This window comes from Streptomyces sp. NPDC014894, from assembly GCF_043080985.1.
Lineage (GTDB): Bacteria > Actinomycetota > Actinomycetes > Streptomycetales > Streptomycetaceae > Streptomyces.
In genome coordinates, this window is the sequence record NZ_JBIBWD010000001.1 from 230,148 (window position 1) to 243,167 (window position 13,020).

At 73.4% G+C, this 13,020-nt stretch carries 7 protein-coding genes; 4 read left to right on the forward strand and 3 right to left on the reverse strand.

Features of this window, described 5'->3' with window-relative positions:
- Positions 1-12 precede the first annotated feature (12 nt).
- Entirely contained in the window at positions 13-2,046 is a 2,034-nt protein-coding gene (locus ACF089_RS00975) for a M4 family metallopeptidase (protein ID WP_392020058.1), read from the reverse strand.
- A gap of 863 nt (positions 2,047-2,909) precedes the next feature.
- On the opposite strand from ACF089_RS00975, the gene ACF089_RS00980 reads away from it, so the two are divergent.
- Positions 2,910-5,048 (forward strand): serine/threonine-protein kinase, encoded by a 2,139-nt coding sequence (locus ACF089_RS00980; protein ID WP_392020061.1) that lies wholly within the window; start codon positions 2,910-2,912, stop codon positions 5,046-5,048.
- Between the two features lie 131 nt (positions 5,049-5,179).
- On the opposite strand, the gene ACF089_RS00985 is transcribed toward ACF089_RS00980, so the two are convergent.
- Positions 5,180-7,075 (reverse strand): ABC transporter ATP-binding protein, encoded by a 1,896-nt coding sequence (locus ACF089_RS00985; RefSeq protein ID WP_392020063.1) that lies wholly within the window; start codon positions 7,073-7,075, stop codon positions 5,180-5,182.
- Complete coding sequence (locus tag ACF089_RS00990) at positions 7,072-9,093, reverse strand: ABC transporter ATP-binding protein (RefSeq protein WP_392020066.1); 2,022 nt, start codon at positions 9,091-9,093, stop codon at positions 7,072-7,074. The genes ACF089_RS00985 and ACF089_RS00990 overlap by 4 nt, the downstream gene beginning before the upstream one ends.
- A 169-nt stretch (positions 9,094-9,262) precedes the next feature.
- Here ACF089_RS00990 and ACF089_RS00995 point away from each other — a divergent pair, with 169 nt between their 5' ends.
- The 3 genes from ACF089_RS00995 to ACF089_RS01005 all read left to right on the forward strand — a co-directional run bounded on the left by ACF089_RS00995 (position 9,263) and on the right by ACF089_RS01005 (position 12,889).
- The gene (locus ACF089_RS00995; protein ID WP_392020069.1) at positions 9,263-10,477 is read left to right on the forward strand and encodes an Ig-like domain-containing protein; all 1,215 of its coding nucleotides are present in this window, start codon (positions 9,263-9,265) and stop codon (positions 10,475-10,477) included.
- A 188-nt stretch (positions 10,478-10,665) separates the two neighbouring features.
- Entirely contained in the window at positions 10,666-11,925 is a 1,260-nt protein-coding gene (locus ACF089_RS01000; RefSeq protein WP_392020071.1) for an Ig-like domain-containing protein, read from the forward strand.
- Positions 11,926-12,112: 187 nt separating this feature from the next.
- Positions 12,113-12,889: an enoyl-CoA hydratase/isomerase family protein gene (locus ACF089_RS01005; protein WP_392020073.1), complete on the forward strand. Its 777-nt coding sequence runs from the start codon at positions 12,113-12,115 to the stop codon at positions 12,887-12,889.
- Positions 12,890-13,020 lie beyond the last annotated feature (131 nt).

A 13,020-nucleotide genomic window follows, 5' to 3' on the forward strand; every position in this document is an offset into this window, starting at 1 on the left:
GGGCACGCGGTTCTAGAAGGTGAGCTTGAAGTTGTTCACATAGCCGGTGTCCTGCGCCGCCCGGTCCTGGACCCGCAGCCTCCAGACCCCGTTCGCGGTCTCCGAGGAGGCGTTGACGACATAGGTCTCCTGGACGTTGTCCGCCGAGTCGCCCGCGCTGAACGGCTTCAGCGAGTACACCGTCCCGTCCGGCGCGATCAGGTCCACCACCAGGTCGCCGCGCCAGGTGTGGACGATGTCCACGGCCGCGCGCAGATTGGACGGGGCGTTGCCCGCGACGCCGGAGACGGTCACCGGGGAGGTGACGGCCGCGCCGTTGTCCGGGATGGAGACGTCGGCGGTGTTCTCGAAGCTGGTGCCCGGGTCGGGGTTGCCGCCGCCGGGACGGGCGCCGACGTTGACCCCGGCCCACGCGTTGGTGACGCCCGCGACCTCGGCGCTGTTCGCCCCGTACAGCTCGGTGGCCACCGCGATGGTGCCGGTGCGCGCGGCGGCGTAGTTGCTGGTGGAGGTGAACTTGGTGGTCAGCGCCTTATACCAGATCAGCGCGGCCTTCTCCCGGCCGATGGCGGTCACCGGGAGCCCGTCCGAGGTCGGCGAGTCGTAGGCGACGCCGTTGACGGTCTTCGCGCCGCTGCCCTCGGAGGCGAGATAGAACCAGTGGTTCGCCGGGCCCGAGGAGTAGTGGACGTCGACCCCGCCGATGCCCGAGTACCAGGCGTCCTTGGACGCGCCGTCACGGCTGGGCCGGTCCATGTAGCGCAGCGGGGTGCCGTTGCCCCGGATGTCGATCTTCTCGCCGACCAGATAGTCGCCCAGGTCCTGGGGGTTGTTGGCGTGGAACTCCACCGCCGCCGCGAAGATGTCGGACGTCGCCTCGTTGAGTCCGCCGGACTCGCCGCTGTAGACGAGCCCCGCCGTCGCCGAGGTGATGCCGTGCGTCATCTCGTGCGCGGCCACGTCGATCGAGGTCAGCGGCTTGGCGTTGCCCGCGCCGTCGCCGTAGGTCATGCAGAAGCAGCTGTCGGTCCAGAAGGCGTTGGAGTAGTTGTTGCCGTAGTGCACGCGGGAGTACGCGCCGACCCCGTCGCCCCGGATGCCGCTGCGGCCGTGCACGTTCTTGAAGTAGTCCCAGGTCACCCCGGCGCCGTAGGCGGCGTCCGCGCCCGCCGTCTCGGCGTTGGCCGGCTGGCCGTTGCCCCAGACGTCGTCGGAGCCGGAGAACAGGGTGCCGGCGCCGGAGGTGGCCCGGTTCAGATTGTTCGTCCGGTGACTGCCGCGCCCGGCGTCGGTGAGGTTGTACGAGGACCCCGACTGCGTGCTGCCCAGGGTCACCTGGCCGCTGTACTGGGTGTTGCCGGTGCCGTTGTGCACCGCCTGCCACTCGTAGAGCTTCTCGCCGGTGGCGGCGTCGGTGACGACATGCAGCTCATTGGGGGTGCCGTCGTGCTGGAGACCGCCGACGACCGTCTCGTACGCGAGGACCGGCCTGTCCTGCTGCGCCAGCCAGACCACCTTGCGCGGGGCGCGCTCGGCGTCGGTGCGGGTGGAGCCCTCCGCCTTCGCCCGGGCCAGCGCCTGCTTCTCGGCCGCCGCCGGGGCGATCCGGGCGGCGGTGCGGACGCCCTTGAGCGCGGTCCTGGACGCCTTGACGACCGACTCGGTCGCGCCCGCCTTCGTCTCGGAGACCACCAGATCGCCGCCGAGCACCGGAAGGCCGCCGTAGGTCCGCTCGTACCGGGTGTGGGTGGTGCCGTCACGGTCCTTGGTGACGTCGCGGACGACGAGCTTCTCCTGGGCGCCGAGGCCCAGTTCCTTCGCGGTCGCCGCCGTCGTGGCGCTCTGCCCGCGTATCAGCGCCGCCCGCTGGGCGGGGGTGAGGCTCAGCGGCAGGGCGCCCGGGTCGGCCTTCCCCGCCTGTGCCGCGGTGGGCGCCGCCGGGGCCGCCGCCGCCGGGACTCCGGCCTGGAGGGCTACGGCCATGAGCGCGGCCGTGGCGATGAACGCGCCGGTCGCGGTGGTGCGACGTCGTGGCGTGGATCTCACGCGAACTCCTTCTGCGAAGGCGGTGCCGGACGGCCGGGCAGGCCGCCGGGTGGGCGTGCGGAGCTTGTGGTGCGCGGAACGGGGGAAGAGTGGCAGGAGTAACCAGTTTCTGTCAGGAGCGCGTCAAGGATTGGCCAGAACTCGTCCGTTGTCCGAGCTTTCGTGTTCGTTGAGCGGACGTTTCGGCGGTGTTGCCACGGTGTACGGGGCGTGCCGCCGCCCCGCCCGGAAGGGTTCCCGGCTGCCGGGCCGATTGCCGCCGTATGTCGCGCCGGACGGACCGGGGCCGCCCGCTCCGGGTGCGGGATCCGGCCAACGGCCCTGGCGGCGTGGGGTGTTCGGGGCGGGCCCGGCGTCGGGGGCGCGGGGGCTCCGGGGGCGCCGCCGGTCCCGGGCGGACCGCTGCCCGGGACCGCTCCCGGGGTCGCTCCCGCGTGATACGGCTCGTTGAACGGGGCTCGTCGCGGTTAGCATCCAGCCTTCGGCCGACCGATCACATCCGAAGGCCGATCGACCGTGTCCCGTACCGGCCCGGTCGCTTCCGTCCGCCCCCGATCACCCGTCAGAACGCGGTCCGGTCAGATCCGATCGCGCCGACCGCCCTCGGATCCGGAACGCTCCCGACGCCCGACCGCCCCCGACGCCCGACCGTCCCAGGACCCCAGGACCCCAGGACCCCAGGGCCCCAGGGCCCCAGGGCCCCAGGGCCCCAGGGCCCCAGGGCCCCAGGGCCCCAGGGCCCCAGGGCCCCAGGGCCCCAGGGCCCCAGGGCCCCGAGGCTCCGAGGCCCCGGACCCCGACCGCTCCGAGAGCCCCAGCCGCCTTCCCCGCAACCTGCACCACTCCCGAGAAACGGACTTCCTGTGAGCGCTGTCGGCTCCGAGGGGCGGGTCCAGCCCGCCCGCCCCGGTGACCCCGCCCGTATCGGCCCGTACCGGATCATCGGCCGGCTCGGCGCGGGCGGCATGGGCACCGTGCACGCCGGACTCGCCCCCGACGGGCTGCGGGTCGCGGTCAAGGTGATCCACCCGGCGCACTCCGGGGACCCGGAGTTCCTGGCCCGGTTCCGCCGCGAGGTACGGCTCTCCACCCGGGTGCAGGGCCCCTGTCTGATACCCCTGCTCGCCGCCGACCCCGAGGCCGACGCGCCCTGGCTGGCCACCGAATACGCCCCCGGCCCCACCCTCGGCGCCCATCTGGCCGCCCACGGCCCCCTCACCGGCGGCACGCTGTACGCCTTCGCCACCGGAACCGCCCAGGCCCTCGCCGCCGTCCACGCCGCCGGGGTCGTCCACCGGGACGTGAAGCCGCAGAACATCATCCTCACGCCCGCCGGACCCCGCGTCCTCGACTTCGGCATCGCCCACGCCGCCGACGGCACCAGCGTGACCCGCACCGGAGTGATGACCGGGACCCCGGGCTGGATCAGCCCCGAGCACTACCGCACCGGCGCCGCCGGAACCGAGGGCGACGTGTTCGCCTGGGGCGCGCTCGTCGCCCACGCCGCCACCGGCCGGCTCCCCTTCGGCTCCGGGGCCCCGGACGTGGTCGCCTTCCGCGTCCTGTCCGGCGAACCCGACCTCGACGGCGTCCCCGGCGAGCTGCGGACGATCCTGGAGCGGGCCCTCGCCAAGGACCCGGCCGACCGGCCCGCCGCCGAGGCGGCGGCCCGCGCCTGCGCGCCGCTGCTCGCCGCCCAGGCCACCCAGATCCTGCCGGAGGGCGACCCGGCCCCCGAGCCCGCCCGGATCGCCGAACTCCTCGCGGACCAGTGGGAGCTGCCGGCGCGGGACGACCCCGACTGGCACGCGCCGTCCCGCGCCCGGCGACGGCGCGTCCTCGCGGCCGTCCTGGTCACGGCGGCCGTCGCGGGCGGGGCGGCCGCGAGCTTCCACGCCTTCCCCGACGAGCGGAAGGACTCCTCCGGCGGCGCGGACAGGTCGATCACCGCCGGGCCCGCCACGAGCCCGGCCGCCCCGGCCCGCCGAACGGCGGACGGCGCACCGGACGGCGGAGCGGACGGCGGAGCGGACGGCGGAGCGGACACGGGGGCGGACGGGACAGCGGACGGGAAGGCCGACGGGGGAGCGGCGGGGAAGCCGGCCGATCCGCGCACGGCCGCCGTGCCGACCGACCCGCTCGCCGGAGTGGCCCGCCCCGCCTTCACCCGCGCCGACGACCTGAGTCAGCCGACGCTCGACACCTGGACGGCGAGCGTCGCCCCGGCCACCCGGGAGGAGAAGGACGCCGCGAAGGCGATCCGGAAGCACATGACCGCCATGCTCGCCACCAAGGACATGGCCTACATGGAGCCCACCGTCACCTTCAACGAGCGCGCCCAGACCGTGCTGGTGACCGGCGGACCCGTCAACACCCTGCCCGACGAGACCAGGGCGGTCTTCGGCAGAGCCGGGCGGACGGCCGCCTGCGTCGCCCTCGCCCGCCGCCTCGAGGCGGCCCCCGCCGACTGGCCCTACGGCCGCTACCACGTCCACTGGAAGGAGTCCGCCGACCAGACGGAGGCCCCCTTCCTCGGCTACGGACAGGCCGCCTCGGGCTGCTACGGCGAGGTCGCGGGGGAGTGGCGGGGCAGCGAGGAGGGCCTGGCGACCGCAGGTCACCCCAGCGCCGACCGGGACGAGGTCCGGGTCGCCGAAGCCACCGTCGAGGCACTCCGCGCCGCCTGGGACGCCCGGGTCGCGGAGGGCCACGGGCTCTCCCCGCTGGACGGACCCGGCTCCCTCGACCTCGGCTTCGACCCCGTCGAGGACGCCGTGTACCTCTGGGTCCAGGACGACTCCGGAGGGCTCGGAGGCCGCGCCCAACAGTCCCACCTGCGGGAAGTCGCCGAGACCACCGTCTGCCGGAAGCTGCTGGCCGAGCAGGACGGCGACCGCGACTGGAACTACCAGCGCTGGTCCGTCGTGCTGTACGGAGGCAACAACGGGCTCCCCGACTTCATCGGCTCTGGCTCCTGCGCCCTCTCCGCCGACCGCTCCTGACGCCCCGACGGCCCCCCCGACGGCCCCCGCACGGGCCGGGACCGCTCCGGGACCGCCGGCCCCCGACCGGACCCCGCACGGGCCGGGACCGCTCCGGGACCGCCGGCCCCCGAGCGCGCCCGGCCCGCCGTTCAGACCAGGCTGTCCCGCCACGCCTTGTGCAGATCGGCGAAGCGCCCGGTCCCCGCGATGAGTTCGGCGGGCGTGCCGTCCTCCACGATCCGGCCCCGCTCCATCACCAGCACCCGGTCCGCGACCTCCACCGTGGAGAGCCGGTGGGCGATCACCACCGCCGTACGGCCGCGCAGCACGGTGTCCATCGCCCGCTGCACCGCCCGCTCGCCGGGGATGTCCAGCGAGCTGGTGGCCTCGTCCAGGATCAGCACCGCCGGGTCCGCCAGCAGCGCCCGGGCGAAGGCGACCAGCTGCCGCTGCCCGGCGGAGATCCGGCCGCCCCGCTTCCGTACGTCCGTGTCGTACCCGTCCGGCAGACCGCTGATGAAATCGTGCGCGCCGATCGCCTTCGCCGCGCTCTCGATCTCCTCCCGGGTGGCGTCCGGCCGCCCGATGGCGATGTTCTCCGCGACCGTCCCCGAGAACAGGAACGCCTCCTGGGTCACCATCACCACCCCGCGCCGCAGCTCCGGCGTGGCCAGCTCCCGGATGTCGACCCCGTCGAGCAGCACCCGGCCCTCGGTCGGGTCGTAGAACCGGGCCAGCAGCTTGGCCAGCGTCGACTTGCCCGCGCCGGTCGAGCCGACGACCGCGACCGTCCGCCCCGCCGGAATGTCCAGATCGAAGCGGGGCAGCACCTCACCGCCTGTGCGATACGCGAAGCGGACGCCCTCGAAGACCACCGCGCGACCCGGCAGCCCGCTCCGGCGCGGCGGCAGCTCCCGGGGACCCACGGCCTCCGGGACGGTCGGCGTCTGGGCCAGCAGACCGGCGATCTTCTTCAGCGACGCGGCGGCGCTCTCGTACGAGTTGAGGAACATCGCCAGCCGGTCGATCGGGTCGAACAGCCGCCGCAGATAGAGCACCGAGGCCGCCAGCACGCCCAGCGCCAGCGTGCCGTCCGCGACCCGGTACGCGCCCCACAGCACGATGCCCGCGACCGTCGTGTTGGCGACCAGCCGGGAGCCGACGACATAGCGCGCCATCTCGATCAGCGTGTCGCCGTTGCTGCGGCCGTGGTGCTCGTTGAGCGCCCGGAACGCCTCGTCGTTGGCGCGCTCGCGCCGGAACGCCCGCACCGGTCGGATGCCGTTCAGCGTCTCGGTGAACTTCACGATCACCCCGGCCATCGCGGTCGACCGCTCGCTGTAGATCATTCCCGCGCGCCGCCGGTAGAGCCGGATCAGCAGATACAGCGGGACGAAGGAGGCGATGGCGACCCCGCCGAGCCCCAGGTCCAGCCAGAGCAGCATCACGGAGATGTAGACGAAGGCCAGGACGACGTTGATGAGTTCCTGGAGGCCCTCTTCGAGCAGCTCGCGCAGGGACTCCACGTCCGTGGTGGAGCGGGAGATCAGCCGGCCGGAGGTGTACCGCTCGTGGAAGTCGACGCTCAGGGCCTGCGAGTGCCGGAAGATCCGGCCGCGCAGATCGAGCAGCACATCCTGGTTGAGCCGGCCGGAGACATTGATGAACAGATACTGGAACAGCCCCGCGCCGAGCGAACAGAGCGCGTAGGCGATCGCCACGGCGATCAGCGGCCCGTAGTCCCGGTCGCGGAAGGCGGGCACGCCCCGGTCGATGGCGAAGGCGACCAGCAGCGGCCCGGCCTGCACGGTGGCCTGCTGGACGAGCAGGATCAGGGCGAGGCGGGCGACCCGGGCCCGGTGCGGGGAGAGCAGCGACCGCAGCAGCGTGCCGGTGGCGCCCTCGGCGGTGGGCAGGTCGTCCTGGTCGAAGGGGTCGACGGCCGCCGGGCCCCGGACGCCCGGGGCTCCGGGCCCGCCGGTCTCCCCGGGTCCGTCGGCGCGGTCCGCGCGCTCGGTGGCGCCGGACGTCGTGGCCGCGGTCATCGCAGGTCCCCTTCCATGTGTACGCCCGGGTCCGCGCCGTGCGCGCGGCCGGTGCCGGCGCCGTCGGCGCCGGCGGGGCTGTCGGCGTCCCCGGAGCCGTCGGAGCCGTCGGGGTGTTCGGAGCCCGACATCAGCCAGGCGTACTCCGCGTTGGTCCGCAGCAGTTCCTGGTGCGTGCCCACCGCCGCTATCCGTCCCCCGGACAGCAGCGCCACCCGGTCGGCGAGCAGCACGGTGGACGGCCGGTGGGCCACCACCAGGGCCGTGGTCTCCCGGAGCACCTCCCGCAGGGCCGCCTCCACCAGCGCCTCCGTGTGCACGTCGAGCGCCGAGAGCGGATCGTCGAGGACCAGGAAGCGGGGTCTGCCGACCACCGCCCGGGCCAGCGCGAGCCGCTGGCGCTGACCGCCGGAGAGGCTCAGGCCCTGCTCGCCGACCTCCGTGTCCACCCCGTCCGGCAGCGAGTGCACGAATCCGGCCTGCGCCACCCGCAGCGCCCGCTCCAGGTCGTCCGCGGCGGATTCGGCCCCGGCGTCCGCGCCCATCAGGACGTTCTCGCCGACCGTGGTGGAGAAGAGCGTCGGCTCCTCGAACGCCACCGACACCAGGGAGCGCAGCCGCTCCCTGGGCATGGCGGCGATGTCCTCGCCGTCCAGCGTGATCCGGCCCGAGGTCACCTCGTGCAGCCGGGGTACGAGGGAGGTCAGCGTGGTCTTCCCGCTGCCGGTCCCGCCGACCAGGGCCATCGTCTCGCCGGGCCGGATGTGCAGATCGACCGGGCCGAGGATGCCGGGCGCGCCCTCGTCCGCGTCGGCGTGGCGGAATCCGACGCCCTCGAACCGCAGCCCGCCCCCGCCCGCGCCCGCGCCCGCGTTCCCGTTCGCGCCCCCGGACCGCGACCCGCCGTCCCGGTCCCGGTCCGGGTCTCCGTCCCCGCCCTCGTCCCCGTCCCCGTTGTCGTCCTTGACCTTGTCCTTGTCCTTCGCCTTGTCCCCGTACGGTCCGGACCCCGCCGGAGCGTCCGACTCCGGCTCCTCGTCCATCACCTCGAAGAACCGGTCGGTCGCGCTCGCCGCCTCCTGGCACATCGCCAGCAGGAAGCCGATCGACTCCACCGGCCACCGCAGCGCCAGCGCGATCGACAGGAACGCCACCAGCGTCCCCGCCGACAGATCCCCGTCCGCGACCTGGACCGAGCCCAGCACCAGCGCGGCGCCGACCGCGATCTCGGGGATCACCGTGACCGCGGCCCAGATGCCCGCCAGCAGCCGCGCCTTGACCAGCTCCGTACCGCGCAGCGTCCGCGACATCTCACGGAAGGCGCGGGCCTGGCTGCGGTGCCGTCCGAAGCCCTTCACGACCCGGATCCCGAGCACGCTCTCCTCGACCAGCGTGGTCAGATCGCCCACCTGGTCCTGCGCCCGCCGGGTGGCGACGGCGTACCGCGACTCGAAGTACGACATCAGCACCGTCAGCGGCACCACCGGTATCAGCAGCACCAGCGCCAGCAGCCACTGCTGCGCGAACAGGATCACGAAACCCACGAGGATCGTGGTGCCGTTGACGACCAGGAAGGTCAGCGGGAAGGCCAGAAAGAGCCGTACCAGCATGAGATCCGTCGTACCGCGCGACAGGAGCTGCCCCGAGGCCCAGCGGTCGTGGAAGGCGACCGGCAGCCGCTGGAGACGGCCGTAGAGCGCGGCTCGCATCGCCGCCTCCACGCCCGCCAGCGGACGCGCCACCAGCCAGCGCCGGAAGCCGAAGAGCAGTGCCTCGGCCGTGCCGAGCAGCAGCAGGAGAAGAGCCCCCAGCCACACCCCGCCGGGGTCGTGGCCGGCGATCGGCCCGTCCACCATCCACTTCAGGACGAGGGGAATGACCAGGCTCAGGCAGGAGGCCACGATCGCGACCGCGGCCGCGAGGAACAGGCGCGTACGGACGGGCCGTACATACGGCCACAGCCGCAGCAGCGACCGCACGGCGGAGCGGTCCTCGGTGGATTTGTGTGTAGTGGGCATCAGGACTGACCTTATGACTTGTTCCTGACGACTCTCACCCCAATTTCCGGGCGATCACGGTCCCCGGTCCCGCGAGGGGCGCGCGCGGGGCCCCTCCGCCGAGCGGCCGTCGCCCGGTCGGGGGCCCACGTTTCCCGTCGCGGGCCCCCGTCGTTGGGTGACCGTGACCGTGAGACATGTACTGAGACGGGCAGGCCGGGGCGGCGCGTTCGCCCTGGCGTCGGCAGCACTGATCGCCGCCGGGCTCTCCGGCTGCTCCGGCGGCGCCCTCGATCTGGGCGGCAAGGCCGGTTCCCCCGAGGAGACCATCCGGATCGTCCCCGGCGACGGCGCGAAGGACGTGGACCCGGGCGGCCGGCTGGAGGTGCGGCTGCCCAGCGGCCGGCTGGAACGGGTCGCCGTCACCCGGATCGAGAACGAGAAGCCCGCCCGCGTCCCGGGCGGGATCTCCGAGGACGGGCTGCGCTGGCGGCCGAAGGACGGCGTCCGGCTGGACCTCGCTGCCAAGTACAGCGTCGACGTGGTCGCCCTCGACGGACACGGCCGCCGCTCGGCCCGCCACACCACCTTCACCACCGAGGTCCCCGACCACCGCTTCATCGGCTACTTCAAACCGGAGAACCGCGCCACCGTCGGCACCGGCATGATCGTCTCCTTCGACTTCAACCAGAAGATCGCCGACCGGGCCGCCGTACAGCGCGCCGTCAAGGTCACCGCCGACCCGCCGGTGCCGGTCGCGGGCCACTGGTTCGGCGACACCCGCCTCGACTTCCGCCCCGAGAAGTACTGGGAGCCGGGCACCGAGGTCACCGTCGACGTCCGGCTGCGCGATGTGGAGGCCGCCCCCGGCGCGTACGGCATCCAGCAGCGGAAGATCTCCTTCACCATCGGCCGCTCCCAGCACTCCCTGGTGGACGCCGAGGAGAAGACGATGCGGGTACGGCGGGAGGGGGCCGCGCCGGTGACCGTGCCCGTCACCGTGGGCGCGGTCAAGATGCCCACGTACAACGGGAAGATGGTCGTCAGCGAGATGCACGACATGACCAGGATGGACGGCAGGACGGTCGGCTTCGGCGGGGAGTACGACATCAAGGACGTGCCGCACGCGATGCGGCTCACCAAGTCCGGCACGTTTCTGCACGGCAACTACTGGGCCGCCCCGGAGACCTTCGGACAGGCCAATGTCAGCCATGGCTGTGTGGGGCTGCGCGATGTGAAGGGGGGCAGCGGGGACACCCCGGCGGGCTGGTTCTTCGATCGCACCCTGGTCGGCGACGTGGTCGAGGTGATCAACTCGACCGACAAGGAGGTCGCCCCCGACAACGGGCTCAGCGGCTGGAACATGGACTGGGGGCGCTGGCGGGCGGGCTCCGCCCTGGGCTGAGCCCCGCGCCCGCTCCAGCAGCGCTCTCCGCCCCTCTGCCGCGCACGTTTTCCGGACAACTTGGGACTGAACGGTGACATCCGCGAGAAGGCTCCAAATGCGGCTGTGTGGTTCTCTGTTCGCGTGTGCGGTAACGACGTACGGGTGTGCGGACCGTGGCGGGGCCAGGCCGCGCGAGGGGAGAGACCATGCTGAAGGAGCGCCCGAAAGCGGGGGCCACGGCCGCCGCCGTGCGCGGACGCGGGGGTTCCGCGCTGCGGGCCGCCGCCGCGGCGGCCCTGCTGGTGCTGGTGACCGCGTGCGGCGGAGGGGACGGGGACGCCGAGTCCGGCTCCGCCGACGGCAAGGGCGGCGCGCGGGACTCGGGACGGGTGGCCGACGAGGCCTCGCGGGCCGTCGTCACCGTCGCGCCCCGGGACGGCGCCAAGGCGGTCGCCACCAGCGGGGCCCTCAAGGTCACCGCGGACCGGGGCCGGCTGACCACGGTGACCGTCCGCGACTCCAAGGGCGTCGAGATCGAGGGCGAGCTGGCCGCCGACGGCGACTCCTGGCAGCCGCTCCACCACCTCGCCGGGGCCACCCGGTACAAGGTGCACGCCGTCGCCCGCGACGAGGACGGCCGGGAGTCCGCGAAGGACACCTCCTTCACCACCCTCGTCCCGAAGAACACCTTCATCGGGCACTACACCCCCGAGGACCGGACCACCGTCGGCGTGGGCATGCCGGTCTCCATCAACTTCACCCGGGGCATCACCGACCCCGCCGCCGTCGAGCGGGCCGTCACGGTGACCGCCGAGCCGTCCGTGCCGATAGAGGGCCACTGGTTCGGCAACGACCGGCTCGACTTCCGCCCCGAGAAGTACTGGGCCCCGGGCACCAAGGTCACCGTCAAGCTCAATCTGGACGGGGTGCAGGGCCGGCCGGGCGTCTACGGCAAGCAGGCCAAGACGGTCTCGTTCACCATAGGCCGCAGCCAGATATCCACCGTCGACGCCAAGACCCAGCGGATGAGAGTCGTCCGTGACGGCCGCCTGGTCAAGGACCTCCCGATCACCGCCGGCGCCCCCGCGACCACCACCTACAACGGCCAGATGGTGATCAGCGAGAAGTACGAGGTGACCCGGATGAACGGGGCCACCGTCGGCTTCGGCGGGGAGTACGACATCAAGGACGTGCCGCACGCGATGCGCCTGTCCACCTCGGGCACCTTCATCCACGGCAACTACTGGGCGGCCCCGTCCACCTTCGGCTCGGCCAATGTCAGCCACGGCTGTGTGGGGCTGCGCGATGTGCGCGGCGGGAGAGACGCGAAGTCCCCGGCCGCCTGGTTCTACGACCGGTCGCTCCTCGGCGACGTGGTCGTCGTGAAGAACTCCAAGGACGAGCTGATCGCGCCCGACAACGGGCTCAACGGGTGGAACATGCCCTGGTCGGAGTGGAAGAAGTAGCGCCGGCCGCCCTGCTTCCCGGCACGCGGCGAGGTGTCTCCCGGCTCTCGGGTCCGCGCCTCCCCGGCGCTCGCGGTGCGGACCCGCGCCGCCTGTCCCCGCGGTCCCGCGCCGCCCGCCGTACGGTCCCGGTGCTGTGACCCACGGCACCGGGACCGCTGCCGTTAGCGGCGGTTAACCTGCCTGCATGACGACTGCGACTGTGCACTTCGAGGTTCTGGACGGCGTCGCCACCGTCCGGCTGGACCGCCCCCCGATGAACGCCCTGGACATCGCCGTCCAGGACCGGCTGCGCGAGCTGGCGGCCGAGGCGACCCGCCGCGACGATGTGCGGGCGGTGATCCTGTACGGCGGGGAGAAGGTGTTCGCGGCCGGCGCGGACATCAAGGAGATGCGGGAGATGGACCACGCGGCGATGGTGGTGCGCTCCCGCGAACTCCAGGAGTCGTTCACCGCGATCGCCCGGATCCCCAAGCCCGTCGTCGCGGCCGTCACCGGCTACGCGCTGGGCGGCGGCTGCGAGCTGGCGCTCTGCGCCGACTTCCGGATCGCGGGGGAGAACGCCAAGCTCGGCCAGCCGGAGATCCTGCTCGGACTGATCCCGGGCGCGGGCGGCACCCAGCGGCTCGCCCGGCTCATCGGCCCGTCCCGGGCCAAGGACCTGATCTTCACCGGCCGCCAGGTGCGCGCCGACGAGGCCCTCGCCCTCGGCCTGGTGGACCGGGTCGTACCCGCCGACGAGGTGTACGAGCAGGCCCGCGCCTGGGCCGCGCAGCTCGCGCGGGGGCCCGCGCTGGCGCTGCGCGCCGCCAAGGAGTGCGTCGACTCCGGGCTGGAGACCGACATCGAGACCGGTCTCGCCATCGAGCGCACATGGTTCGCGGGCCTCTTCGCCACCGAGGACCGCGAGCGCGGGATGCGCAGCTTCGTGGAGGAGGGCCCGGGCAAGGCCAGGTTCCTCTGACGCCGGGCTTCTGACGGAGGGCCTCCGGCGCGCGGGCGGACACCCTGTTGACAGGGTGTCAACGCGGCTCGGCAGGGGAACAGGAGTGCGCGTCCGGCCCCCGTCATATGCCCCGGGGCACCCCCGGACAG

Coding starts and splice junctions, on each gene's coding strand:
- ACF089_RS00985 (WP_392020063.1), bottom strand. CDS start 7,075: ATGACCGCGGCCACGACGTCCGGCGCCACCGAGCGCGCGGACCGCGCC.
- ACF089_RS01005 (WP_392020073.1), top strand. CDS start 12,113: ATGACGACTGCGACTGTGCACTTCGAGGTTCTGGACGGCGTCGCCACC.
- ACF089_RS01000 (WP_392020071.1), top strand. CDS start 10,666: ATGCTGAAGGAGCGCCCGAAAGCGGGGGCCACGGCCGCCGCCGTGCGC.
- ACF089_RS00990 (WP_392020066.1), bottom strand. CDS start 9,093: ATGCCCACTACACACAAATCCACCGAGGACCGCTCCGCCGTGCGGTCG.